This is a genomic window from Desulfovibrio sp., from assembly GCF_018379785.1.
Classification (GTDB): domain Bacteria; phylum Desulfobacterota; class Desulfovibrionia; order Desulfovibrionales; family Desulfovibrionaceae; genus Desulfovibrio.
This window is the reverse complement of record NZ_JAGZUV010000005.1, coordinates 32,630-58,318: the sequence shown is the minus strand read 5'-3', so window position 1 is coordinate 58,318 and position 25,689 is coordinate 32,630. Positions and strand designations below refer to the sequence as shown.

Below are 25,689 nucleotides of genomic sequence, written 5' to 3'. Positions count from 1 at the left end.
GGCAGGGAAGGCCCCATGATTCTTGATATTGTGACCTATCCCGATCCGCGCCTGAAGCAGCCCTGCGAGCCCGTGGCGGAAGTGACCGACGAGATCCGCAAACTGGCCGCCGACATGCTGGAAACCATGTATGCCGCGCCCGGCGTGGGTCTGGCCGCGCCGCAGGTGGGCCGCAATATCCGTATGCTGGTCATGGACCCGGCGGGCAAGGATGAGGAAAAACAGCCGCGCGTGCTGATCAATCCCGTGCTGGAACTCTCCGGCGAGGATGTGGTCAGCGAGCAGGAGGGCTGCCTGTCCGTGCCGCTGAACTACCGTGCGGACGTGCCCCGCAAAAGCCGCGTCCTGCTCAGAGCCACGGACTTGGACGGCAACGGCATTGAGGAAGATCTGACGGACTTTCCGGCCATCGTCATCCAGCATGAGGCCGACCACCTGGACGGCATCCTGTTCATCGACAAGATCAGCCGCTTACGGCGCACGCTCTATGACAGCAAGGTAAAGAAATGGCTCAAGCGCAAAAATGCCGGTTAGTCTTCATGGGCACGCCGGATTTTGCGGCGGTGATCCTTAAAAAACTTGCGCAATGGCCGCGCGGCGAAGTCGTTGCGGTGTATACCCGGCCGGACAAGCCCGCCGGTCGCGGCCACAAGCTGACGCCCTCACCGGTCAAGCGAGTGGCCCAGGAGCTGAATCTTCCTGTCCTGCAGCCGGGAAGTCTGAAAAATGTCGCGGCTCAGGCCGAGCTGGCCGCTCTGCAACCGGATGTGCTGGTTGTGGCCGCCTATGGCCTGATTCTGCCGGACGCCGTGTTGGCCGCGCCGCGTCTGGCGCCGCTCAACGTGCATGCCTCCCTTTTGCCGCGTTATCGCGGGGCGGCGCCCATTCAACGGGCCATCATGGAAAACTGGGGTCCTGACGCGCAAAGCGGGATTTCCATCATGCGGGTTGCCAGCCGCCTGGATGCGGGTCCGGTCTATGCGGACGCGGCCTTGCCCATTGCTGAGCACACGGCGGGCAGCCTGCATGATGCTCTGGCCCGTCTGGGCGCGGATCTGCTGATCCGCGTGCTGGATGATCTGCTGGACGGCAGGGCGGTCGCCCGTGAGCAGGATGAATCTCGTGCCGGTTATGCGGCCAAGATCGGCAAGAAGGACGGGTTCATTGACTGGAACCGTCCGGCAGCGCAAGTGCATGCCCATATTCGGGGCGTGACGCCCTGGCCCGGCGCGCGTGTCGCCTTTGCTTTTGCGGGCGAGGCAGAGCCGCTGCCGCTGCTGCTTGCGCCCGGCCGGGTGGAAGAATCCGCGGGTGACGCGCGGCCCGGCGAACTGAGGCATGATGCCGACGGCTTGAGCGTGGCTTGCGCCGATTGCTGGTATCGCTTGCTCCAGGTGCGCCCGCAAGGCCGCAAGGACATGCCGGTGCGTGATTTCATCAACGGACGCTTGCGCGGTCTGCCTGAGGGCATCTGCGGCAGGGCGTTGCTTCCGGCGTAATATTTCCGCTTTTTGGTTCCAGTAAGCTGTGGTGCCGCCTGCGGCGGCGTGCAATCCCTTATGGGTTTGCGACATCTGCCCCTTGTTGCGGCGTTGGCGCGGGCGCGTATTTTCAGCCCGTATTTTTTGTTTTCCGGACTGTGTCTCATCCTAAGATAGAATGTCGCTCGGAAGGCCCTTTTTGCGCTGTTTCAGACCAATGTGTTTTTGCTCCTTCCTGTTTGCATTCCATTCCGTTTTCGGTAGCGAGGCCGCCGCATGTTTCTGCGCAAATCCCCCCACTCCCTGCCGCCCGAGCAATACGGCGGCGGACGCAAGCGGATCTTCATCGGCCTGATGCTGGCCTCCTGTGTTCTGCTGTGTCTGGCGCTCTGTTTTTTTCTGATTCTGCCCTGGTCCGATCTGGGCGCCGTTCTGCACTGGCTGCCCCTGCTCAGCATGGCGGTGGGCGTGCTGGGCATTGCGGTGCTGGCCTGGATGTGCCTGACCCTGATCTTTCATATTTATACCGGCCTGCCGCTGCCGGGCGTGCGCGGCGTGCGGCATGTGATCATCCGTCTGTTCTTTCCTCTCATGGAATTGCTGGCCAAGGCCGTGGGCATGGACCGCAACAAGGTGCGGCGTTCTTTCGTCAAGGTGAATAACGAGCTGGTGCTGGCAGATCGCAAGCCCGTGGCTCCGCGCGAGTTATTGCTGCTCTTGCCGCATTGCGTGCAAAGCAGTGCGTGTCCGCGCCGCCTGACCCACAAGCTGGATAATTGCGTGCGTTGCGGTCAATGCCCGGTGGGCAGCCTGCTGGTCCTGCGCGACCGCTACGGCATCCAACTGGCCATTGCCACCGGCGGCACCATCGCCCGTCGTATTGTGGTCCAGACCCGGCCGCGTTGCATTGTGGCCGTGGCCTGTGAACGGGATCTGACCTCCGGCATTCAGGACAGTTACCCCTTGCCGGTGTTCGGCGTGCTCAACCAGCGGCCTTGTGGCCCTTGTCTGGATACGCTTGTGCCTCTGGGCGCACTGGAAGATGTCATCCGTCTCTTTCTGGGCTGTTCCGCACCCTCTGAACCTTTGCATGCCGGGAGCCGGACGTGAGCGGGCGTTCATCTTTCTTGCGGTCCTTGAAGAAATTGCCGCGCAATGGCCGCACGGCCGCGCTGCACGCACTTTTGTTGGCGGATTCCGGCCTCAGCGTCCAGGAGGCGCTTGCCGACGCCCTGTCCGGGCCCTCGGGGACGGGGCAGGGCGGCAAGGCTGTTGCAGCCTTGCCCGAGCAGGAACGGCATTTGTGTTCCGAACTGGTCTATGGCTGCTTGCGTGCGGAAATCCGCATTGCGTATCTTTTGGGTCGGGTGTTGCCCAAGCCGGAGCGTTTGCCGCTTCCCATACGGCATATTCTTGAGCTTGCGGTTTATGCCCTGCTGTTTCAGGAGCGTGTGCCGGATCATGCGGCGGTGCACAACGCGGTGGAGCAGGCGGAGCGTTTGTTCGGCCGCTCTCTCGCGCGGGTGGCCAACGGCGCATTGCGTTCCATCCAGCGTCTCGGCGCGGCGACGGATACGCCGGAATTTTATGTTGTGGACAAAAAAAACGCGGTTGCGGACGCATGGGACGGCTTGTGCCGCTATTACAGTCTGCCGCGCTGGCTTGGGGATCTCTGGCATGAAGCCTACGGCCCGGAAGTCGCGCTGAACCTGATGCGGCGTTCTTTCGCCCGGCCCTGGAGCGGTGTGCGGGTCAATGCCCGGCACGAGGCGGCCGAAGAATTGCGCGCTGGCTTGCTGCACAGCGCGGAAAATGGCTGCGGAGAGGCCGTGGGGCGCTGGGGCGTGGCTTTTGCGCCGGGCGAGCTGCCCGCTCACGTTCTGGGGCAGAGCCTGGACCGCTGGAGGAAGAGCGGGGCGCTTTCTTTACAGTCGGCTGGCTCGCAACTGGCAGTACAGGCTCTGGAGCTTGACCGCTGGAAGGCTCCGGTCTGGGATGCTTGCGCGGGCTTCGGCGGCAAGAGCGCGGCTCTGTTGGAGCAGGGCATTGAGGTAACTTTGTGCACGGATCGCTCCTGGTCCCGTTTGCGTCACTTGCCGGATCTGTGCCGGGAGTTACGGTTGCCGCGTCCGGCTGTCTGTCTGGCGGACGCCTGTGCGCCGCCGCTGACCGGCTGGAACGGGCATATTCTTCTGGACGCCCCGTGCAGCGGCCTGGGCGTACTGGCCAGGCGGCCGGATATCCGCAAAGGCTCCCGGCGGACTCCGGCTGACCTTAGACAGCTTGCGGCATTGCAGGACCGTATGCTGCTCACGCTCAGCGCCTTGCTTCAGCAGGGTCGTGAGTTGGCCTACATCACCTGTACCTTGAACCCCACGGAAAATGAGTCGGCTGTAGGACGCCTGCTGGCGGCACGGCCTGAGCTTGCGCTGGTGCGCCAGTGGCAGACCCCGCATGAGCATTCCTGGCTGGAGGGAATGTACGGAGCTGTTCTGCGCCGGCGTTGATTATTGCCGGACTGTCGTTTCGCAACCGGTTGGGGAGAAATCGACAGCTGTTTTTGCGATGTTCTTCGCGTCAAAAAAAGCCGTCGCCGAATGCGACGGCTTTTAGCCTCCACGGCATGTTGCGTTTGGGCCGTATGCGGTGCGGAAGCCGTGCAGATAAGAACAGCATTGCTCCGAATGCCGGACAGCAACGTTAACACGCGGTTATCGCTGCTGTCGTGCCCGTTAGCCCCAAAAAAGCTTATGGCACGGCTGCTTTCTTTTGTTGGCATCACGCTTCCGGCAGTGATACGCCCAGACGCGCCAGCAGGCTTTGCAGCTCCTCGGCGCTCCCGTAAGCCAGGGTGATCTTGCCGGTTCGCTCGTTGCCGCTGACCAGGGCTTTGCACTCCAGGGTCTTGCTGAGGTTTTGCTGCAAGTTGCGGATTTGCGCGCTTTTTTTGCGACTTGCGCGAGCGGGTGCTTCTGCTTGGGGGTCGGCTTCGGGCTGCCCGTTCTCAAGCTGCCAGGGCAAATATTTGTTTTCCCGCCAGAAAGCGGCGGCTTCTTCGGCGTCGCGGACGGTCAGCGAGTGGCTGATGATGCGCCGCCGCAGAGCCTCTGCCGCCTGGGCATCGTTCACGCCCAGGAGGCAACGGGCATGCCCGGCGCTGAGCCGTCCGGCGCGCAGATCTTCCTGTGCGCCGGGGCTCAGTTGCAGCAGGCGCAGGGCGTTGGCAATGGCCGGGCGGCTTTTGCCCAATCGGGCGGCCAGTTCCTCCTGGGTCAGTTCCAGCGCTTCGCGTAAACCTTGCAGGGCCAGAGCCTCTTCAACGGGGTTGAGATCTTCGCGTTGCAGGTTTTCGATCAGGGCGGCGGCCATAACTTCTTTGTCGCTCAGGGCGCGCACGAAGACGGGCACCTGCGTCAGCCCGGCCAGGCGCGCGGCGCGCCAGCGGCGTTCACCGGCCACGATCTGATAGGTGGCGTTGTCGGCCATCGGCCGCACCAGCAGCGGCTGGATGATGCCTTGGGCTTTGATGGAATCGGCCAGCTCCCGCAGGCTTTCAGGATCAAAATGCCGACGCGGCTGGTCCGGATTGGGCCGCAGGACCGTTATCGGCAGCATGCTGACGTCGCCGCTCTGTTCACGCTGTGGTTCGGAACCGCTGAAAAGCGCATCCAGTCCCCGACCCAGTCCTTTGCTTGCGTTGCTCATATTTTCTCCTTGTTCAGACTCTGCCTGCGCCTTGACAAGCGCCCCCGGCGCGCGGCACCCTGATCCCGCGTACGGCCTTTCATTGTGGTGCGCGAATTTCAGTCAGCTGAAGGAACTCGTATGTCTGATTCATTACCGTTGTTGTATCTTACCGATGCCGAAGATCGCGTCCAGGCTGTGCAGATTCCCTGGGAACTCTGGCGGAAAATCGAACCGTTGGCCCGCCCCGTGCTGGAGACCCTTTCGGACCCGCCCGCCGCCGAACCGGTGAAGGAGGCGATTCCGGCTTTTGAGGAATTTTTACAGTTCTGGGACTTCCGCTATCCTTACAATCCGGCGGTGAGCTGTCCGCACTGCGGCGCGTCCACACAAAACTGGCGCGAAGATCCGGAACACCCGTTTTGGCTCACTAATGCGAATGTGGGCGGCTTGTTGGTGTTTCATTGTCGGGCGTGCGGCACGACCATCCGGCAAAAACATTTCCGCGACCATCTGGCTTTGGAACATACGTCACCCAAAGCTTAACCCGGCTATTGCAGCACCGTGCTCTTTTTGGAGGGCCGCCGCAGCACCACTTCCTTGGCAAGGCCGAGATATGCCTCGGCTCCCTTGGATTTGATGTCGTAGTGAATGATGGATTTGCCGTGACTGGGCGCTTCCGAAAGGCGTACGTTGCGCGGAATCACGGTTTCAAACAAATGATCCGGGAAACAGCGGCGCACTTCATTTTTGACTTCACGGGTAAGCCTGTTGCGGGTGTCGTACATGGTCAGCACCACGCCGAGCAGGGCCAGATCGGGATTGAGCCGTTTTTTGACCTGTTCGTAGGTCTGGAGCAATTTGACGATGCCTTCCAGGGCGAAAAATTCGCATTGCAGGGGAATCAGTAATTCTTTTGCCGCGCACAGGGCGTTGAGCGTCAGCAGGCCCAAGGAAGGCGGGCAGTCCAGGATGATATATTCGTAATCGTCATTGACCCGCTTGAGACATTCATCCAGATAGAATTCGCGGGCCATTTTGTCTACCAGTTCCAGTTCCACCGCCACAAGATTGGTACTGGCCGGTAAAATATCCAGGAAGGGAGTGCGGCTTTTAGCAATACTCTGGCGCACATTGTCCGGCGAGTAAAATGTACTGTACAAATCGCCGGTCAGTTCTTCCTGGCCCAGGCCGAGGCCGCTGGTGCTGTTGGCCTGCGGGTCGCAATCCACCAGCAGCACCTTTTTTTCCATGACGGCCAGAGCCGCGGAAAGATTGATGGCAGTTGTGGTTTTACCCACGCCGCCCTTTTGATTGGCAATGGAAATAATGCGCGCCATACGCTGACCTCCGCTTCCTGTCCTTGGACCGGCTGGCTGGTGTTTTGCTTGCCGCGATGCACAAAGTGCTGATGGCTGTTGAGTGGCCTGAACGTTTCACATGAAACATTTGATGGAAAGAACGCCGTAAGGTGTCGTCTGCCTGTTTGTAAAAGAGGCGCGTATGGTCGTCAAGGCGTAAGCACGGTCTGCGCGGCCCAATATTCCGTCAGAGCTTGCCGTTACTGGAAAAAATTTTTTGTCGTACCCGTATCTTGCCGGGAGCTCGTAATCTGAGTAAAGATATCAGGATGTCGCGAGCGGCACCACATTAGAGCATTTCATCTTTAACATGCTCTGATGCCGAACACGGTGAGGCGCGCCGCGAAGCGCGCGGATTCCGGCAAAGCGGCCGAATGCTGCCCGAAGAGCTGTCCCTGTTGGCAACAGCGGAACCATACGGGGATCGACAGCAGCGATAACCGCGTTTTTGCCGGAATGACCCCTTTGAAACATATCGCGTTTCAAAGATAATCTGCTCCAGACCGGGAGAGTATATGTGCCTGCCCCATATTTTGCTGGTGGACGATGAAGAGGATGTTACCCGTATCCTGGCAAAGCGCCTGGAAAAACGCGGATATGCCTGCGCCAGGGCCGCCAATGGGCGCGAGGCGCTGGATGCCATGGAAGGGGAGTTTTTCCCTATTGTGATTATGGATGTAAAAATGCCGGTGCTGGACGGCATGGGCGCATTGCAGCAAATGGCCATGCGTTGGCCCAAGGCGCAAATTATCCTGCTTTCAGGGCACGCCGACATGCAATTGGCGGTGCAGGCCATGAGCCAAGGAGCTTTCGGCTATTTGATGAAACCGGTGGACTTTGATGAGCTGCTTTTCAAAATTGAGGATGCCGCCACTCAGACCCGGCTGGAATCGGACAATGCAGCGGCGCGGTTCTGAAAGAGATTTGCAGCCTCACATGCGACATGGGCAAAAGCAGCCTCTGTTCAGTCCGGAGAAATAATATGTTGACGCCACGGTCCCATCTCTGCCGGGTGTGGCTCAGGCCAAGCTCAAGAGAGGGAAATCAGGCGTCAATCTGAATGTTGCTGTCCCGCGCCGTTGTCATTCTCGTGTGTGGAACATTCCGTCGCTAAAGAAGTTCTGTTTTCCGGACGCATGCCGTCCATATTTGCGGCATGCGTCCGAAGGAATAAATGGATATATATTGTAATCCGCGTTAGGAAATGTTCCCAAGCGTACTATCCGTAAGCAGACTCAGCCTGTTTACGAATGTTCCAAGCGTTGTGACGAAAAAACCACGCGCAAAGCATCCGTCGCGACGGTCGGCGCAAGGATTTGTCCTCAACTCCTTGCCGCGAAATGCGAGTAAACGAGCTTTGTTCGCCGCAAAACGAGCATTTCAAGAGTCAACTACTCCAAAAGATGAGGTTTCTATGAGCATTACCCACAAAATTCTTTTTGTTCCGGCCCTGTTGCTGGGATTGGCGGGCATGTCTCTGACAGGCGTGGAAGCCCGCGCGGCCTCCAGCCAGGTGACGGAAGATAATCTGCCGCAATTGCTGGAAAAAGTCTTGCGCGAACATCCGGATATCGTGCTGGATGTGTTGCGTCGCAATAGCGAGGCCGTACTGGATATCGCCCAGCAGGGGTCCAACATGCGGCGCAAACACAATCTGGAAGTTCAGTGGCGCGAGGATATGAAAACCCCCAAGAACGTGCGTCTGGAGGGGCGCCCGGTGCTGGGTTCGTCCAAGGCTAAAGTGCGCATCGTGGCTTTTTCCGACTTTACCTGCCATTTCTGCCAGCAGGCTTCCAAAACCGTGGACGCGCTCTTGCAAGAGTATGGCAAGGACGTCAGTCTGGTTTTCAAGAATTTACCGCTGGATGAGAAGGGGCCCGGCGGACAGGCGGCGGCGTATTTTGTCGCCATTGCGCAGCAGAGCGAGGAGAAGGCCTGGAAGTTCTATAAAGCCCTGTTCGCCGACCGGGACCGCCTGGTGACCGAGGGTGAGGATTTTTTGAAAAAGACCGCCCAGGGGCTGGATGTGGACATGAAAAAACTTGGCCGTGATGTGCGCGGCAAGAAGGTCAGCGACATTCTCGCTGAAGACCAGCAGGACGCGCAGAAGCTGGGCGTGGAAGGCACCCCCTACTTCCTGGTCAATAATATGGTGGTGCGCGGTGCCCTGCCCCTGGACCTGTTCAAAGGCGCCGTGGACATGGCCCTTAAGCAGAACGGCAAGTAAGATGTGCATTGTCAGGGCGGAGCGCCCGGATCTGGAAGAAATTCTGCGTTTGCAGTATCTGGCCTATCAGAGCGAAGCGCGCCTCCTGAACAACTTCAGCATCCCGCCTTTGCGCGAGAACCTTGAGGATCTGGTTCGCCAGTTTGAGGCGGGCATGGTGTTTCTTAAGGCCGCGGATACGGACGGCGCTCTGGTGGGTTCGGTCCGTGCCCGTGTGGAGCAGAGCAGGGTTTATGTGGGCAAACTGATGGTGCACCCGCAACGCCGGGGCAAGGGCCTGGGGACGCGTCTTCTGGCGGCCCTGGAGTCCGCCATGGGGTCCATGGTTCCGCAGGCGCGTTACGAGCTGTTCACCAGTACGCAAAGCCTGCGCAATCTGCGCCTGTATGAGCGGGCGGGCTACCGTCCGTTTCGGGAAGAAGAGCCGGAACCCGGCTTGCGGTTGGTTTTTCTGGAAAAATAGGGTTCCGGCCGCATTGCGGTTGAATAGAACAGAAAGGCGCATCCAACGATGCGCCTTTTTCTTATGGTTGCCCGGCCGATCATTGCCGGCGCGTATCCCGGTTTTACGGATGCCGACAGCAAGGCTAAAACACGGTTTGATTCATCCGTTTCAAATGGCATTGCTTCATGCGGAGTTGAGGAATAAATACGTTCAGAAGCGCATTGCTTTCAGAAAAGATCAATCCGGACCTCAGGCCGAAGCCGCATCCTTGCCGCGACTGCGGATAACCTTGGTCATCCATTCACGCAACTGGTCCAGGTCCGCCTGCTGAGTTTTTTCCGAGGCATGCAGCAGCACGCGCAGATTTTCCACATCTTTGCGCAGTTGCTGATTCTCCAGCACCGTTTCAGGCGACATTACGCCGGGCTGCGGCAGGCGTTCAATAACCAGATGGATAAGTTGGGCAATACCCTCCAGGGCCAGTGTTTGGCGTTCCAGCAACTGCAGGGCCGCCGCGGGCAGAAATTCCGCAACAGTCTGCTCCGTTCGCGGCAGGCACGGCTCAGGCTTGGAAACAGCAAGCGCATTGCGCGGGAAGCGGGCCAGCAGGGCGTTTTCCACTGAGGCCGCCGTGCGCGATTTTTGCATCTGCTCCAGAATGGCGGCAATGACCTCCAGGGTTTCCGGGCGATAGCGCCGCCTGCGGCCCTCGCCGACGCTGGGGATAAACGCCGCAAAGCGCTTACAGTAATAGCGGGTGGTGGATTCAGGCAGGGAAAAATGGCGGGAGATGTCCGCAATGCTCAAAAGGCCCTCTGTCGGGGATGCCGTGCGCGTCATGACGCCTCCTGCTGGCTTGCAGCAGCATTGCTGCCGTTGCCGTCACAAAAAAGCCGTTCCCGCCATACCGCCGCCGGGCCGCGCCATCCGCGGATTGAGAGCAGGTCCGAAGAAAGTCCTTGTGCTTGCGGGTCGGCGGATGGCGGGGGAGGGCAGACCGCAACTCAAGATTTGCCGAACTGTTTTTAAGCGTTACTTCAAACAATCTATAATAGCAAGCTGCGCTCTTGCGTAAAAAACCCCGCGTCATCATAGCGCGGGGGTTTTTACGCAAGAGCTGTTCACGCATGGAATGCGACCACTGCTCCGCAAGGATTTACAGGCAAATCCTTGCCCAAAAAGCGAGTGGCGGGCTTTGCTCACGTAAGCGAGCTTTTCAAGTGTTACATGTTCCAATAATCGCGCTATGGCTCAGCGGACGACCCGGCGTACGGAAATCAGTTTGCTGCGCCAGTAGGGAATATTCATGCTCTCCATACGCACGCGCTCTCCACGGCGCGGGCTGTGGATAAAGGAATCACCTCCGGCGTAAATGCCGGTATGCAGACCACGCGGGCTTTGCCCGGTGCGGAAAACCACAATGTCGCCGGGACGGGCCAGGCCTTTGGGCACGGACTGGCCGGCCCTGGCCTGGTCAACCGTAACTCGGGGCACGCTCATGCCGTTCTGTCGGTATGCCCACCAGATCAGGCCGGAACAGTCAAAGCCCTTTTGCGGCGAGGCGCCGCCCAGGCGGTATTGCTTGCCCATCTGGCTGTAGGCGGTGTGAACCACTTTTTGCGCTTTGACCGGCGCCGGGCCGTTGTCCACAGGGCGAAACATCCCGCAACCGGACAAAAGCATTGCCAAAATCGGTCCGAGAACGCAAACGCGCCAGAACTGTTTCTGTTTATTGTGTTCCTTGTCCATAAACTGTCTCAACAATATATAGAGATTTTTTCACACTGTGTTAGAAAGTTACGGCATAGTTTCCTACTGTTCTTTTCGGCATGCCGAAGGAAAACTTAAGTGTCATACGCGATACATGCAACCGCAGATAAAGTCAAAAAGAGAAATGTGAAGATATATCTATGGTTGGACAAAAAAAGCCCCCGCGATGCGGGGGCTTTTCATCTCATGCGCGCCTTGCCGCGCCAGAAAACCTACTTGCCGGAATTCAGGCGTTCCTGGCCGTCCCAGACCTGTTCGGCCTTGGGCAGTACGGGCAGGAGCTTGGTCCAGGGGTTCTTTTGCAGGAATTCAGGATCCTGCTGGAGCTTGCGGCTCATTTCCAGAATGGGCGGCACGATCTTCTCGATATCGCCGGCCAGAGCGGGAGCGATGCCGTAATTGGTGGCCTGACCGGCCAGATCCACGGCCTTCTGACTGCATTCCATGGAGGTCATCAAGGTATCCAGTGACTTGGCCGGGTTGTGGAAGCCCACGCTGTTTTCAGCGGAGACGTAATCCCAGAACAACTGGCCCTTGCGAACCATTTCACGGGCTTCAGTCATCAATTCGTCATAGTTGGGGGCGCGGTCGCCGGTATAGCTGTTGGCCAGACGCACGGCCTCATGAGCTTTCACCGACATGGCTTCGGCCTTCAACAGCTGAGCGAATGTCTTCTGCTGGGTGTAGATGACCCGTTCGCGCAGATATTCAGGCGTCTTGTCGGCATGGCACTGACGGCAGGCCCGCATCTCCTTGTCCTTCATGGGCGAGGTCATCCAGTGGCTGGAAACTTTCTTGCCGTCCACACGCTGGTACTGCATGTGGCAGTCAGCGCAGGATACTCCGGCGGCTCCATGCGGACCGTCCTGGAAGGTTTCGTAGTCGGGATGCTGCATCTTGATGATCGGCACCTTGGAGGCGGCATGCACGAAGTCGGCGAACGGGCCGGGCTTGCCGTCCGCGCCCTTGGCGCCGTGGCCCTTGTAATACTGGTACATGTCCTCGGGGTTCTTGCCGTTATCCCATGGGAAGACCGGGCGCAGGGCCGGGCCGTTGTCCTTATGCGTGAAATAGTATTCCACATGGCACTGGGCGCAGACCAAGGTACGCTTCTCATTGCGCGAGAGCTTGTTCCAGTCCTGATTGCTGCGCTTCAGCCAGTCCTTGAGCGGTTCGGAATAGAGGCGCAGCTCCATGGTTCTGGGATCGTGGCAGTTGGCGCAGCCGATGGTTTCGTCCATACCGTCGATCTTGTCCTTGCCGCGGAATTCGTTGACGTCCTTGGACCAGAATTCGTCGCCGTACTGCTTGACCCAGTTCATCATCTTGGGGGTCTTGCAGTTCCAGCAGGTGGCGGGCATCTTGCCCTTGCCGTCGGCGCCGTAGCGGTTCAGACGGTCGATGTTCACGAAATCCTCGATAGCGTGGGTGTGGCCGCGGGTTTCGTTGTACTCGTACATGAAGGGATAACCCAGCCAAAGGTTTTTCAGATAGGGCTGGGCGTGTTTGAAGCCCTTGGGCAGGGGATCGACATTGTCATTCTTGTGGTAGGCGATGGACCCCTTGTACTCGGTCATCACCTCGGATTCGTTGTTTTTCTGATACGAGGCGTATTGTTCGGGAAATTCGGCCTTGAAGGCAGAAATGCGGGTTTCGTCTTCTTTGATGTTGGTTTTGTAGGTGGGGGCCTTCAATTCCGTCGAAACATCGTTGCAGCCGCTGAGCAGCGCCGCTCCCAACAGCGCCGAAACGGCCAGAGCCATAGTGCGGATATGCTTATTCATACGCTACCGTCCTTGTGCTGATGGGCTTGTGGCGCATATGGGCCACATTGCGGTGGCAGTCAACGCAATAAGGCTTGGCGTTCATACTGGCCACGTTGACGTTAGTTTGGGCGTGACAGGCCTTGCAGTTCTCGTTGACCACGTCGCGCGTGGTCACACTGGCCGGATACGGCACGTCCTTGCCCGACAGGTTGCCCATGAAGTCACTCAGGCCCGCTTGCGCTTTGAACGGCAGCTTGGCCAACAGATTGTGCGGGGCGTGGCATTCATTACAGGAACGGTCGGCGTGCGTGCCCAGCTTGTGGGTCACTGCCGCCTCCTGCATGATGTGACAACTGGCGCAGAACGGACGCTGATCCGTTGCCGTCATGGCATAGGCCAGCACTCCGACAAGCACCACGCCCACCGCAACGCCGCCCAACAACCATTTGAGCCAGGGTCCATTGCGGGGTGTTCCCATAGAAGCCTCCTTCACTCACTCCAACAACTTGCCGCCCCTATGACGGCGTTATCTTTTTTGTGAATCAAAAAACATGCCAGAGCAAGATAAAAAAGGGGAAAAAATTAATCCTGAAAAGACTGCCGGTTTGCAAACAAAATGTAATAATTATCAATAGCAGACTTGTATTGTTCAGAAAAAAAAGACAAAAAATCAGAAAAAGCTGACAAACAAGGTCTTCCTTTCCCCTGGAGAAAGCATGGCGCATATCTTTGCCGGGCGCTGGTTCCGTGTCCTCTGGCTGCCTGCTCTGGCCAGTCTGCTTTGGCTGGGTCTGATTCTGGGGCTTTACAGCCGTGCCGCGCGCGTGGATGAAGAGCACCGCCTGGAACTGGAACGCATCCGCCTTTCCACCGTGGCCCGGCAACTGCTGGACGCGCGCAACTGGAATGCGGCGCACGGCGGCGTCTATGTGCCGGAGAGCGATCTCGGCAGGCCCAATCCCTGGCTGCCGCTTCATGAGCGGACCCTGAAAACCGCCGACGGGCGGACCCTGGTGCTGATGAATCCCGCCTACATGAGCCGCCAGCTGGCCGAGCGCACCTCCTGGCCGGGCATCAGCATTTCAATTATCGGGCGCAGGCCGCTGCGGCCTGAAAATCAATCCGACGCCTGGGAGGGCGAGGCCCTCATCGAATGCACGGAGGGCCGTCAGGAAATTTTCAGCCCGCCGGATGAGAACGGGCAGGGCCGTCTGCGTCTGCTCACCGTACTGGTGGCGCAGCAGAGCTGTCTGCGCTGCCACGCGGACAGCCGGGTAGGAGAAGTGCTCGGCGGCATCAGCGTCAGTCAGGATGCCGGTCCATATCTGCATAACGCGGCGAAGCAGGAGGGCAATATGCGCCTGCTCTATGCTCTGCTGGGGCTGACGGGCGTGCTGGCTATCGGCGGCCTGACCCTCAATCTGACCAGGCGGCGTTGGCAGGCCGAGGAAACCAGCCGCATGAAAAGCGCCTTCATGGCCCGCCTGAGCCATGACATGCGCACGCCGCTTACCGCCATCCTGGGCATGAGCGACTTGCTGCGGCGAGGCGACAGCGCCGCGCCGGAAAAGAAGCGCGCCCTGCGTTATCTGGTTCAGGCGGGCGGAGCGCTTTTGGAAATGGTCAGCGACATCACGGACCACGCGGCTTTGGAACAGGGCACGCTGACCTTGCATGAGAGCGCCTTCAGCCTGCGTGCCGCGCTTTCGCAGTGCCTTGATCTGTACCGCCCGGCCGCCGCGTCCAAGGGCCTCCGACTGGAGTTGGACGTGCCCGCCTCAGTGCCGGACCATCTTTACGGCGACGCCTTCCGCCTGCGTCAGGCCCTTGGCAATCTTGTCAGCAATGCGCTCAAATTTACCGAGCGGGGCGGCGTGCGGCTGGAGGTGGAAGCTGAAAGCGCACGCACGGGCCGCCTTCTGATGCGGCTGCGCGTACGGGACAGCGGGCCGGGCCTGCAGCCGGAAGAGCTGGAACGGATCTTTGAGAGCTTTCAGCGCGGCTCGCGCGCGGGGTGTCAGCCGGGCACCGGCCTGGGCCTGAACATCGCCCGGACCATAGCCCGGCGCATGGGCGGCGATGTGCGGGTCAGTTCCCAACCGGGTCAGGGCTCGTGCTTTACCCTGGAAGTGCTTCTGCGTACGGATTGGGGCAACACAAGGCCATGCCCGCCCGCGGATGCGGACCGGAATGCCGAGCCCGGAAGCGACGCCGCTGGCAAGGGAGCGTTGGCGGGACGCCGTATTCTGGCCGCCGAGGACAACCCGGCCAGCCGATATTTCCTGGAACAGGCCTTACGCCGGGAGGGCGCGCTGGCCGTGGTGACCGCTGACGGTGAAGCCACTCTGGCCGCTCTGGGTGAGAAGGAATGGGACGTGGTGCTGCTGGACGCGCGCATGCCCGGCCCCGACGGCCTGGATGTGCTGGGGCGCATCCGGCAAGGCCGGACCGGAGCGCCTGCGGGGCAACGCGTGGTCCTGTACACGGCGGCGCTGGACGCCGAAGCGCAAGAGCGCTGTCGTGGGTTGCGGCCCGACGATATCTTGTTCAAACCGGTCAGTTTCGCGCTGTTGCGGCAGCGTCTGGCGGCACTGCTGACAGCGCGGGGCAACGGGACAACGGTGACGGAGGAGAACGCGGGCATGCCGGAAAAAACATCTCAGTCAGCCGGGAGAAAACCGCCGGAGACAGCCCGGCGTGCTGACGATACTGAATTGCCGCTTTGGGACCGGGAAGCCGCTCTGGCGGCCGTGGACGGCGACGCGGCAATCTTTGCGCAGTTGCTTGCGGTCTTGCGTGATGATCTGGGGAATATGCTGGGACAGCTGGTGAAAGCCGCGGCGGCGGGGGATCGAAAGAACATCCGCCGGCTGGCCCATGCCTGCAAGAATTCAGCGGGCACCATGCGCCTGATGCGCCTGCACGGCACGGCCGCCCTGACGGAAAAAGCGGAAGACGCGGCGCTGGACGCAAGGGCGGGGGAATTGGAACGGGCCATGCGTGAGGCTCTGACGCTGCTGGGCGCCGTTGACGGCGGGGGCGGAACAGAGACGGAAACGCGGACCAAGGAGACAGGGGGGAAGGCATAATGGCGCGTATTCTGGTGGTGGACGATGAAGCCCTGATGCGCACCATGGTGGAAGTGGTCTGCACGCGCATGGGGCATGAGGCCGTGTGCGCCTCTTCCATCAAGGAGGGCCTTGCCCTGGGCGGCCAAGGCGTGGACGTGGTGCTGCTGGACGCCTGGCTGCCGGACGGCAACGGCCTGGAATTTCAGAGGGAGTTCGCCAATCTGCCTGAAGAGCCGGACATCGTGATCATCACCGGCCACGGCGACGGCGACGCGGCGGAAGCGGCCCTGCGTTCCGGAGCCTGGGAGTTTCTGACCAAGCCCTTGCAGATCCGCGACATCGAACAATGCCTGCGGCACATTCTGGCGTTCCGCCAGGGCCGCAAACCGGGCCCGGCCTCCCTCAAAGTGGACAGCGGGCACATCCTGGGCTCCGGACCGGGCATGGCCCAGGCCCTCAAACTGCTGGCCCAGGCCGCCCAGAGCGAAGTCAATGTGCTGATTCTGGGCGAAACCGGCGTGGGCAAGGAACTGTTCGCCAAAGCCCTGTTCCGCAACAGCGGGCGCGCGGCCCAGCCTTTTGTGACCGTGGACTGCGCTTCCCTGCCGGAAACCCTGGTGGAAAGCCACCTTTTCGGCCACAGCCGGGGGGCCTTCACCGGCGCGGAGCGGGCCCGCGAGGGACTTTTGCTGGCCGCGCACAAGGGCACGCTTTTTCTGGATGAAGTGGGGGACCTGCCCCTGGTCATGCAGGGCGCGTTTCTGCGCGCCCTGGAGCTGCGCCGCTTCCGCCCGGTGGGTGAAGTGCACGAGGTGGACAGCGACTTCCGCCTGGTGGCGGCCACCAACCGGGATCTGGAGGGAATGGCGCGCACCGGCCAGTTCCGGGGCGACCTGCTCTATCGTCTTCAGGGCATTACCATCGTGATCCCGCCGTTGCGCGAACGGCGGGACGAAATCCCTGGCCTGGCCCGCCAGGCCGTCACCGCCTTCTGCCTGCGCAACGATCTGCCGGAAAAAGCATTGGCCGAACCCGTGCTGGACATGTTGATGGAATATCCCTGGCCCGGCAACGTGCGGGAGCTGATCCACGCCCTGGAGCGGGCCTGCCTCGCCGCCGGGGAAGGGGACCTGATCCTGCCCGGCCATTTGCCCACCCAGATGCGGGTGGCCGTGGCCCGGCACCGGGTAAGCCGCGGCCGGGAGCAAAGCCCGGAGCCCGTGCCGCCCCCGGCACGGACGCTGCCCGCGGCCCATGCGGAAAACGGCCGCGCCGGGGCAGCCGCCATCGCGGGCGGCAGCGGCGATCTGCCCAGCCTGCGGGAGTGGAAATCCCGCGCCGAGGAAGAGTATGTGCGCCGGGTCATGACCGTGAGCGCGGGCGACGCGCGCCGGGCCGCCGGCGTGGCCGGCATCTCGCGCGGGCATTGGTATGAGCTGGTCAAAAAATATCATGCCTGACCGGGGCGGGGGCAGGCGCGTCCATGGGTAAAAATGACCGTCAGGCCGCGCCGGAGGCCGATTTATGGCTCTACTTGCTTGCCTCGTGCCGCAAAAGGCGCTATAGGCCAAAAAAAAGGCTTGCAGAGGCAATGTCAGAGCATGAATAAGAGCCCCGTTACCGTTAAAGGCTATGTCGCGGCTGTGCCGCGTTCCGTGGATGAGCGCCAGGCCAGAGTGGCCGTGGTGCAGGATGATGTGGAATACCGCGTGATGCCGCGCGGGGCCGGGATGGATCTGGCCGACGAGGTCAGCGTGCCCGTGGAGGTCACCGGCCTGGTGGAAGAGGTGGATGGCGTGTTCTACCTCACTGTGCGCGGTTACAAGGTTCTGGAAGACGATTCCTGGCTTGAGGAATAGCGCGCTTCCCGTTGACGGCCCGGAACCGCCTCGGCGGCTCTGGGAATCCTGTCTGGAAGTCGCTGCCTTTTCGAGTCGATGTTTTTTCCCGTGCTCCCGCACAAATACAGGCGGGACGCCACGCGGCGTCCCGCTCCTTTCTTGTTCTCCTCAATTCCGGCGGGAACCTGCGCGCACGCAAGGCCGTTCTGCTGAAAATTCCCTGTGGGTTATCCGGAACGGGAATTATTGCCCACTATCCCAGGAGCGAAAGATGCTCCTCTGATTTGCGTTTGTGCGGGGTCAGGGTGCTCTGACGGCAGAAATCGCGGATCTGGGCCAAAAAGGGCGACGGCGCCAGACGCAGTTTTCTGCCGTACAGCGTGCGGCGAGCGCAATAGCTCACAAACAGCGCCCGCGCGGCGCGGGTCAGGCCCACGTAAAGCAGGCGGCGCTCTTCCGCAAGGCGGGCCTCCGGGTCCTCTTCCCCTCCCGGAACGGCTGCGTCCGCATCTTTTGTAGCGTTCTCCGCCGTGTTTTCAAACAGCAGTTCACGTCGCAGGGGCAGCAGGCCGCTTTCCAGGCCGGGCAGAAAGACCGCCTGAAACTCCAGGCCCTTGGAAGCATGCAGAGTAAGAATCTGGACCTGCTCGGCTTTGGCCCGTACCAGTTCCGCTTCATGCAGCCAGGCCAGGCGTTGGAAAAGGGGGTGCCAGCCGCCGCATTCCAGCCAGAGGCGGCAGAGCGATCGCCACTGGCGGCTCTGGCAAAAGAGTTCTCCGGTCCAGGCCTGAGCGCCCAGCCAGCTTGCCATCTCCTGCGGTTTGGGCAGATTGCCCGCGGGCCAGGGCAAAGGCTCCGCCGGGGCGGCCGGGGCAGGCAGATCCGGCGGGGTGGGCGCAACATCCGCAAAACCGCAATGCCCGGCGGCCAGGGCCAGAAAACGTGCGCAGACCGGCTCCTGCCAGAATTCCTCCTGGGCCGGGGCCGCGCAGGGGATGCCCATTTGCTCCAGGGCCGCGCGCAGGGGGGGGATTTGGGCCTTGAGGCGTACCAGCACGGCCACGTCGCCCGGCGACAGGCTGCTGTCCAATTCTCCGGCGTCGGCGCGCTGTTGGGCCTGGTCCAGCAAGGTGTGGGCCGTGGCCCCGATAAGCCGCTGCACGCGCCCGGCCAGCCAGCGGGCCTCGGCCCGCTCGTCCGGCGCGGCGAAAAGCTGCAACTGGGCCCTCAGGGGCCTGGCCGCGTGCAGATTGCCGCATCGGCCCCGGCCCTGCAGAAGATTCTGGGCCATGTCCAGTACGTCCTGGCTGGCGCGGTAGCTTTGTCCCAGCCTGTACACCGTAAGCGTCGGCCAGCAGGCCCGCAGGGAATCCTCGCTCTGGCCCGTGGCCCCACGGAAGCCGTAAATGGCCTGATCCGGGTCGCCGATGCCGAAAAATCCCCGGCCGTCCGGCGGCAGCAGGGCGCGAATCACGGCCAGCTGCACGGGTGAAAGATCCTGCACCTCGTCCACCAGCACATGCCGCCAGGGCCCGTCCGGCCTCCGGGCCGGATCGGGCGCATGCTCCAGCAGCCAGTCCAGCAGATCGGCGTAATCCACATAGCGGACGCCGCTCTGGGCGTTTTTGCGTTGCCGGTAGCGCGCGGCGGCCTCGGCCAGATCACTGCCCCGCGCCGGTTCCTTCAGGCTTTCGCGGGCCAGATTCAGGGCGTCCCAGAGCGTGCGCAGCCGCCGCGGCTGGTCCGCATTGGCCGCGCTGAACAGGCGGAAGGCCGCGTCCTCGGCCAGAAGCAGGCAGTGCGGCTCCGCTTTGCGCAGTTCGCCCCAGGCTAGGCCGTGCAGGGTGTCGCATTGCGGCAGGCGGGACAAATGCGGCAGGGCCGCGCCGAGGCGTTCCCGCAGTTCCCCGGCGGCGCGGCGGGTAAAGGTCACGGCCAGCAGGTCCTGGGGTCGCGCGCCTTCTTCCAGCAGCCGTTGCAGGCGGCCGATGAGCACGCGGGTCTTGCCCGCGCCCGGACCGGCCAGAATCAGCACCGGGCCGGGCCCCGCATTCAGGGCCGCATTCTGTTCTTCGGAGAACATCATGGCGGACGCGGCCTGCTCTGCCGGTTCAGGGTGCCCCGTGAATCCGGTGTGCTGCGTCTCATGATCCTTGCCTGGCGTGGGCTTGGCCAGAGCCAGCAAGGGCAGGCCGTTCTCCGCGCCGCTTGCGGCAGAAACCGTGGCGGCAGCCTTGCGCGGGCGTCCGGGCCTGGCGGCGGGGCGTTCCAGGCCCGGCAGACTCTGCCCGCCGCCGCGCACGTCGCGCAGTTCCTCGGGCTCGAACACGCGCACCACGCCGTATTGGCCGTCAAAGCCGCCCTGGCGGATAACCTGGCCGCGCCGCATGCGGGCTACGGCCTCGCCCAGAGGTTCCCAGTGGGCGCGGATATCCGCTTCCGGCAGGTGGCAGAGGATGTCCAGCTCCGGTCCCAATTCGCGCAGCAGGCGGCTGTAACGCTCCTGCACCTTGCGCGAGCCGGAGCCCACGCCCAGAATTTCACCCACCACCTCCGGCAGGGGAATCAGGGGCCGGGCCTCGGGCTCCAGGGGCAGCCGGGCCGGAGTCTCGCGGTCGGCCAGTTCCAGCACGCGGTGCAGCACGCCCACGGTCAGGGGCTTGCCGCAGACCGGGCAGATATTGTTCAGGGCCAGGGCCTCGCGCGGCTCCAGCACCACGTTGCAGGCCCGGTGCCCGTCCAGATGGTATTTGCCTTCCTCGGGGTAGAATTCCATGGTGCCCAGAAAACGGCAGTCCAGGTTTTCCTGGGATTCGCGTCTGGCCGCCGCGCGCAGGGCCGTGAACATGCCCGCGTAGGAGGGCGGCCCGGTAAAAAGATTGGCCTCGCGACCCAGGTTGGCTCCGGAATGGGCGTCGGAATTGGAAATCAGGGCATAGCCGTCCAGTCCGCTGATGAGGCGGTTCATGGCCGGGTCCGAGGAGAGGCCGGTTTCCAGGGCGAAAACATGCCCGGAAAGGTCGGCGAAGCAGTCCTCCAGGCGATCAAAGCCGGATTTGGAGCCGAACAGGGCGAACCAGGGCGTCCAGACATGGGCGGGCACCAGCACGCCCTGCGGCACGGTTTCGAGCATGATTTCCAGCAGATCGCGCGAATCCAGGCCCAGAATGGGACGCCCGTCGGAATTGAGGTTGCCGATCTGGGCCAGGCGTTCGGAAAGGCGGTCCGCGTCCTCTAGGCTGGGCACGAAGAGCAGATTGTGAACCTTGCGCACCTTGCCGTGGCGTTTGTAGATGGAACTGATTTCCGCCTGCAGGCAGAACAGCGGCTCCTTGCCGCCCTCATGCGGGCGGGTCCGCGCGCCGCCGAGAAAGTCCAGTTCCTCCGGCTCGCCCTTCAGACGGTAGAGGCCGCTGGCTTCGTCGAAGACCAGTTGCTCGCGCAGCTCGGTCCGCCATTGCGGATGGGTGAAATCGCCGGTGCCCAGCACGTCGATGCCTTTGCAGCGCGCCCAGGCCGCCAGATGGCGGGGATTGAGCTGCTTGCTGGTGGCCCGTGAGAAACGCGAGTGGATGTGCAGGTCCGCAATAAAATTCATGTGTAACCTCATGTTGTGGCGGTCAGCCAAGGGCAGAAAGCCAGAGCCCGCGAAGTCCAGGAAGGCCGGGCCTGCGCGGTCCGGCCCGATTGTTTGCGGTGCAGGGTCAGCGGAGCTTCCAGGCGCAGCTCGGCGGCGGCGTCCTTGCGGGCTTCCGCCAGCAGGCGCGTGGCCGGGCTGTGGCTGTGGGGCCGCACGGGAACGATGCGGCGCAGGCCCAGGCGGGCTTCATCGAGCGCCGCGCAGAACCGGGGCAGGGAACGGGCCTCGAAAATGCAGAAAAAATGTCCCCGATAGGGCAGCAGCCGGGCGGCGGCGCGGCAGAAAACGCGCAGAGCGTCGGCGTCGCGCAACGCGCGCTCCCGCATGGCCGAGGGCGACATCCTTCCCCGGCCCGGCAGGCCGTAGGGCGGGTTGGCCAGCACCAGATCCGGCGCGGTCTTTTTTCCCGGTTCAGGCCGCAAATCAGCAAGGTCCGCATGCAGAAAGCGCAGACGCTGTTCCAGGCCCAAGGCGACGGCATTGCGCCGGGCAGCCGCCAACAGGCTTTCCTCCCGTTCCAGTCCCAGGCCGCTCACTTCGGGGCAACGCAGGACCAGGGCCAGCAGGGCCGCACCGCAACCGCAACCCAGTTCCGCAACGGGCAGGCGCAAGGTTCGGGCCGTCGCCCAAGAGAGGCGGGCGCGGCGCTCCTCGCAATGCCGGGCCGCGAAGGCCGCCAGCAAGAGGGCGTCCAGTCCGAAGCGCAGGGCCCCGCCGGGCTGCTCCAGCCCGCGCGGAAAAGCGGCGCGGGCCGCGCTGATGCTTTCTTGCTCGTTCATTTTTATCGTGCTGATCCGCCGTATCCCCAATGCCCATTCAAGATTTTGTGTCGCCGGTAAGGAAAGCTCTGGAGGAAGCGTCGAGTAATGAGAATTTTTGCCGCTTCTTGGGAGCTGTTTCTAGTGTCTGATTGCAAAAATTTCGAGCATAATTATGCTCTTAATTTTCGCAGGATCGTCAGCGAAAAAAGGTGGTTTTTCGCTGACTCACGGCGGCTTCATCGCCGCCGTAAAACCCTACGGGTTTTATGTGTCTAATTTTTCAAATTAGACACTAGAGGGTGTCGTCATGAGGTGGATTTTCGTGTTATATCAAGGAGAACAAGCCTTTTATGGAAGGAGTGTACTTTTCTGGTACTCGACTGGAATAAAAGGCGAAGTTCGACGCAGAGATAACCGAAAAGACACTCATGACGACACCCTCTAAAGGAGGGCGCCGTCCCAATTGAACAACCCCTGCCGCCGCGCCTCCGGCAGACCGGCGGGCGGATTCTCCTGAATATGGACGAAAAAGCCGTAGCCCGCGGCCGTCAGTTCCTGGCGTTTGGCCGTGAGATCCAGGGGCCAGCCGGGATATATCCAGACGTTGCCGCCGTACTGGCGAGCCCAGAAGACCTCGCCCTTGGGACTCATGAACGGCTCGTTGGCCTTGACGCCCAGCAGGCCGAAACGGCTGAGGCCCACGGGCCAGAATCCGCTGAGCACCGCGCCCAGGGGCAGGGGGCTCTGTTCCGGCAGGGCCAGAAGATCCTCGCGGGTCAGTTCCGGGCTGACGAAAGCCCCGGTAAAGCCCATGCCTGCCAGCACGCCCAAGGCGGGCGCGTTGGCCGCATTGCAGAAGGGCCCGGCCAGCAGGTCGGCATCCTCGGGCAGCGCATCCGGAAAAAAGCCGCGCTGCCAGGGCGCGTTGCAGACAAAATGCCGCGCGCCGTCGCGCCAGAGGCGGGTAGCCATGCGGCGCAGGGCTTCTTCCTCTTCGGGCCAGACCACGGGCGGCAGCCACCAGGCCACGCGCGGGGCCACGGTGCGTGAAATTTCCGCGCTGCGCGGCGAAAGCCAGAGCGCCAGCAGCTGATTGCGCCCGCCGCGCGTTTCACGGCCTTGGGGCAGGCTGGCGCGCAGCAGCATGTCCGCCCTGGACCTGGGTTTCACAGCCCTGGGCAGGCGGGGGGCGCTGTCCACGGCCTTGCTGGGGCGGCCGGGCAGGGCGTCCAGCCGGGCCTGCCAGGACTTGAGCAGGCGCATGAGTTCAGGCTCGCGCCGGTCGATAAGAAAAACAGGCGTGCCCGCCTTGGGCGTCTTGTGCTTGGGCAGGCGCAGGATCAGGCTTCCGGCCTTGGGGATGCGCCGGGTCACGGGCAGGGTGGCATGCCAGCGCTCGTCCTCAACGCCTATGCGCAGATAATCCTGCGGCAGCAGCTCGAAATGCGGCTTGAGCACAAGGCGGCCGTCGGGCTCCACCCGGATTTTGCCCGCCAGCAGGCCCGAACTGGTCTGGCCGTCGGGCGTGGTGGGCACGTTGTTCTTCTGGGGCAGAAAACGCGCCCGGCTGCCGGGGCGGCCCAGGGCCATTTCCAGAATTTCCTCAGCGACCTTGCGGGCCTTGGAATCGCCGGGGTTGTCACGCAGCATGCGGTAGGCCGTGACCACATGGTAGACGTAGTGCGGGCCTTTTTTGCGGCCTTCGATTTTCCAGGATACCAGGTGTGGGATGTCCAGCAGGGTCTTGGCCAGCACGTCCAGGGAAAGATCCAGGCAGGAAAAAAAGCGCCCGCTGTGTTCCTTGCCGCGCGCCGGGGGGCGCAGCTGGCGCGAGAACCTGTTCTCAGGCTCGAAAGGGCGGACGTCGCGGGAGGAACGGCCGTCACGTCCGTCGCGCGTCTTTTTCCCGTCGCGGCGGGCGGCTTGGCGCTCCTCGTTTTCCGCATTGCGGAAAAGGGCCTGGGCCGCCGCGCCGCCCTGGCGGTAGATGCGGCGGCAGGGCTGCACGCAACGGCCGCGCAGACCGCTTTTGCCGCCCATGTAGCTGGACCAGTAGCAACGCCCGGACACGCAGTAGCACAGGGCTCCGTGGATGAAGCATTCCAGGTCGAGGCCCTCGGGGCAGGCTTCGCCCATGCGTCGGATTTCGTCGATGGACAGCTCGCGCGGCAGAATGACGCGGTTCGCGCCCAGGGCTTTGGCCTGCGCCAGCGCTTCGGGGTGGGTCAGGTTGGCCAGGGTGGACAGAAACAGCCCGCCCTCGAAACCGGCCTGCCGGGCCAGATCCAGCATGGCCAGATCCTGGATGATCAGGCCGTCCGGGCGCACCTGCCGGGCCAGACGCGCGGCCAGACGATAGGCGGCGGCGTTTTCGCCCGGCTTGACCAAGGTGTTCATGGCCACATAGACGCGCGCGTTTTCGGCATGGGCCAGATCCGTCAGCCGCGACAATTCGGTAAGGCCGAAGTTTTCCGCCTGCATGCGGGCGGAAAAATGTTTCAGGCCCAGATAGACAGCGTCGGCTCCGGCGGCCAGGGCGGCCAGAAAGGAGGGCGTGTCCCCGGCCGGGGCGAGGATTTCCGGCCTGCGCGGCGTGGCGGGCTGCATGTCCTGTGTGCTCATAGCTTGTAATACTCTTTGTACCAGTCCACAAAGCGGGCGATGCCCTCGCGCAGGGGGGTCACGGGGGCAAAGCCGGTGGCGGCGGTCAGGGCGTCGATGTCGGCCCAGGTGGCTTCCACGTCGCCGGGCTGCATGGGCAGCAGCTCCTTGCGGGCGGTCCTGCCCAGGGCCTCTTCCAGTATGGCGATGAACTCGTTGAGTTCCACAGTCTGGTTATTGCCGATATTATAGATGCGCCAGGGCGCGGAACTGGAGGCCGGGTCGGGCGCGGCGGCGTCGAAGGCCGGGTCGGGCGCGGGAATCAGGGGCAGCAGGCGGACCACGCCTTCCACGATGTCGTCGATATAGGTGAAGTCGCGGCGCATGCGGCCCTCGTTGAAGACCTTGATGGCTTCGCCGCGTACAATGGCCGTGGTAAAGAGATGCAGGGCCATGTCCGGGCGGCCCCAGGGGCCGTAGACCGTGAAAAAGCGCAGGCCCGTGCAGGGCAGGCGGTAGAGGTGGCTGTAGGCATGGGCCATGAGTTCGTTGCTCTTCTTGGTGGCCGCGTACAGGCTCACCGGATGGTCCACGTTATGGTGCACGGAATAGGGGCGGGCGGCGTTGAGGCCGTAGACCGAGGAGGAGGAGGCGAAGAGCAGATGTTCCACCCCGTTGTGGCGGCAGCCTTCCAGCAGATTGCCGAAGCCCGCCAGATTGGAATTGACGTAGGAAGCGGGATTTTGCAGGCTGTAGCGCACTCCGGCCTGGGCCGCCAGATTGACCACGTGGCTGAAACGCTCGCGCCGGAAAAGTTCGGCCATGCCCCCGCCGTCGGCCAGGTCCAGAAGCTCGAAGCGAAAGCGGGCGGGGGCCTCGGGCAGGGCTTGCAGGCCGGCCAGCCGGTCCTTTTTCAACTGCACGTCATAGTAGTCGTTGCAATTGTCGATGCCTACCACAGTGTGCCCGTCAGCCAGCAGCCGCCGGGCCAGATGATAGCCGATGAAGCCGGCAGCGCCGGTTACCAGAACATGCATGTCG

21 protein-coding genes are annotated in these 25,689 nt (G+C 62.3%); 11 read left to right on the top strand and 10 right to left on the bottom strand.

Annotation, left to right across the window (positions count from 1 at the left end; translation table 11 throughout):
• The first annotated feature begins 15 nt into the window (after positions 1-15).
• The 4 genes from def to KH208_RS01960 all read left to right on the top strand — a co-directional run bounded on the left by def (position 16) and on the right by KH208_RS01960 (position 3,988).
• Positions 16-534 (top strand): peptide deformylase, encoded by a 519-nt coding sequence (def, locus tag KH208_RS01975; protein ID WP_291433350.1) that lies wholly within the window; start codon positions 16-18, stop codon positions 532-534.
• Positions 535-539: 5 nt separating this feature from the next.
• The gene (gene fmt, locus KH208_RS01970; protein WP_291433348.1) at positions 540-1,499 is read left to right on the top strand and encodes a methionyl-tRNA formyltransferase; all 960 of its coding nucleotides are present in this window, start codon (positions 540-542) and stop codon (positions 1,497-1,499) included.
• A gap of 258 nt (positions 1,500-1,757) precedes the next feature.
• A complete protein-coding gene (locus tag KH208_RS01965; RefSeq protein ID WP_291433346.1) occupies positions 1,758-2,591 on the top strand; it encodes a DUF116 domain-containing protein in 834 nt (277 codons plus the stop codon).
• Positions 2,588-3,988, top strand: coding sequence for a transcription antitermination factor NusB (locus KH208_RS01960; protein WP_367114933.1), 1,401 nt, complete (start codon positions 2,588-2,590; stop codon positions 3,986-3,988). Before KH208_RS01965 ends, KH208_RS01960 begins: the two co-directional genes overlap by 4 nt.
• A 271-nt stretch (positions 3,989-4,259) precedes the next feature.
• Here the strand turns inward: KH208_RS01960 and KH208_RS01955 are convergent, their stop codons facing one another.
• Positions 4,260-5,186 carry a ParB/RepB/Spo0J family partition protein gene (locus KH208_RS01955; RefSeq protein WP_291433342.1) on the bottom strand — a complete coding sequence of 309 codons (927 nt, stop codon included), beginning with the start codon at positions 5,184-5,186 and terminating at the stop codon, positions 4,260-4,262.
• Between the two features lie 120 nt (positions 5,187-5,306).
• Here KH208_RS01955 and KH208_RS01950 point away from each other — a divergent pair, with 120 nt between their 5' ends.
• Positions 5,307-5,711, top strand: coding sequence for a hypothetical protein (locus KH208_RS01950; RefSeq protein WP_291433341.1), 405 nt, complete (start codon positions 5,307-5,309; stop codon positions 5,709-5,711).
• A 5-nt stretch (positions 5,712-5,716) separates the two neighbouring features.
• Here the strand turns inward: KH208_RS01950 and KH208_RS01945 are convergent, their stop codons facing one another.
• Complete coding sequence (locus KH208_RS01945) at positions 5,717-6,505, bottom strand: ParA family protein (RefSeq protein ID WP_291433340.1); 789 nt, start codon at positions 6,503-6,505, stop codon at positions 5,717-5,719.
• Positions 6,506-7,065: 560 nt separating this feature from the next.
• On the opposite strand from KH208_RS01945, the gene KH208_RS01940 reads away from it, so the two are divergent.
• The 3 genes from KH208_RS01940 to KH208_RS01930 all read left to right on the top strand — a co-directional run bounded on the left by KH208_RS01940 (position 7,066) and on the right by KH208_RS01930 (position 9,216).
• A complete protein-coding gene (locus tag KH208_RS01940) occupies positions 7,066-7,443 on the top strand; it encodes a response regulator (protein WP_291433373.1) in 378 nt (125 codons plus the stop codon).
• Positions 7,444-7,940: 497 nt separating this feature from the next.
• Complete coding sequence (locus KH208_RS01935; protein ID WP_291433338.1) at positions 7,941-8,753, top strand: thioredoxin domain-containing protein; 813 nt, start codon at positions 7,941-7,943, stop codon at positions 8,751-8,753.
• Position 8,754: 1 nt separating this feature from the next.
• On the top strand, positions 8,755-9,216 hold the full coding sequence (locus KH208_RS01930) for a GNAT family N-acetyltransferase (protein ID WP_291433337.1): 462 nt from the start codon (positions 8,755-8,757) through the stop codon (positions 9,214-9,216).
• Positions 9,217-9,447: 231 nt separating this feature from the next.
• On the opposite strand, the gene KH208_RS01925 is transcribed toward KH208_RS01930, so the two are convergent.
• From KH208_RS01925 to KH208_RS01910, 4 genes are all read right to left on the bottom strand, one after another.
• Entirely contained in the window at positions 9,448-10,038 is a 591-nt protein-coding gene (locus tag KH208_RS01925) for a MerR family transcriptional regulator (RefSeq protein ID WP_291433336.1), read from the bottom strand.
• Between the two features lie 411 nt (positions 10,039-10,449).
• Positions 10,450-10,848: a C40 family peptidase gene (locus tag KH208_RS01920; protein ID WP_291433334.1), complete on the bottom strand. Its 399-nt coding sequence runs from the start codon at positions 10,846-10,848 to the stop codon at positions 10,450-10,452.
• A 332-nt stretch (positions 10,849-11,180) separates the two neighbouring features.
• The gene (locus KH208_RS01915; RefSeq protein ID WP_291433332.1) at positions 11,181-12,752 is read right to left on the bottom strand and encodes an ammonia-forming cytochrome c nitrite reductase subunit c552; all 1,572 of its coding nucleotides are present in this window, start codon (positions 12,750-12,752) and stop codon (positions 11,181-11,183) included.
• Positions 12,745-13,212, bottom strand: a complete 468-nt coding sequence (locus tag KH208_RS01910) for a NapC/NirT family cytochrome c (protein WP_008682949.1) — start codon at positions 13,210-13,212, stop codon at positions 12,745-12,747. Before KH208_RS01910 ends, KH208_RS01915 begins: the two co-directional genes overlap by 8 nt.
• 238 nt (positions 13,213-13,450) lie before the next feature.
• Between KH208_RS01910 and KH208_RS01905 the strand changes: the two genes are divergently transcribed.
• The 3 genes from KH208_RS01905 (at position 13,451) to KH208_RS01895 (ending at position 17,664) form a co-directional block, all read left to right on the top strand.
• A complete protein-coding gene (locus KH208_RS01905; protein ID WP_291433327.1) occupies positions 13,451-15,823 on the top strand; it encodes an ATP-binding protein in 2,373 nt (790 codons plus the stop codon).
• Complete coding sequence (locus tag KH208_RS01900) at positions 15,823-17,265, top strand: sigma-54 dependent transcriptional regulator (protein WP_291433325.1); 1,443 nt, start codon at positions 15,823-15,825, stop codon at positions 17,263-17,265. The genes KH208_RS01905 and KH208_RS01900 overlap by 1 nt, the downstream gene beginning before the upstream one ends.
• Positions 17,266-17,406: 141 nt before the next feature.
• Positions 17,407-17,664 carry a hypothetical protein gene (locus tag KH208_RS01895; RefSeq protein ID WP_291433323.1) on the top strand — a complete coding sequence of 86 codons (258 nt, stop codon included), beginning with the start codon at positions 17,407-17,409 and terminating at the stop codon, positions 17,662-17,664.
• Positions 17,665-17,899: 235 nt separating this feature from the next.
• On the opposite strand, the gene KH208_RS01890 is transcribed toward KH208_RS01895, so the two are convergent.
• The 4 genes from KH208_RS01890 to KH208_RS01875 all read right to left on the bottom strand — a co-directional run bounded on the left by KH208_RS01890 (position 17,900) and on the right by KH208_RS01875 (position 25,685).
• Entirely contained in the window at positions 17,900-21,244 is a 3,345-nt protein-coding gene (locus tag KH208_RS01890; RefSeq protein WP_291433321.1) for a UvrD-helicase domain-containing protein, read from the bottom strand.
• An 8-nt stretch (positions 21,245-21,252) separates the two neighbouring features.
• Entirely contained in the window at positions 21,253-22,065 is an 813-nt protein-coding gene (locus tag KH208_RS01885) for a methyltransferase domain-containing protein (RefSeq protein ID WP_291433320.1), read from the bottom strand.
• A gap of 423 nt (positions 22,066-22,488) precedes the next feature.
• Positions 22,489-24,669: a peptidase U32 family protein gene (locus KH208_RS01880; RefSeq protein ID WP_291433319.1), complete on the bottom strand. Its 2,181-nt coding sequence runs from the start codon at positions 24,667-24,669 to the stop codon at positions 22,489-22,491.
• The gene (locus KH208_RS01875; RefSeq protein WP_291433318.1) at positions 24,666-25,685 is read right to left on the bottom strand and encodes an NAD-dependent epimerase; all 1,020 of its coding nucleotides are present in this window, start codon (positions 25,683-25,685) and stop codon (positions 24,666-24,668) included. The genes KH208_RS01880 and KH208_RS01875 overlap by 4 nt, the downstream gene beginning before the upstream one ends.
• Between the last annotated feature and the right edge of the window lie 4 nt (positions 25,686-25,689).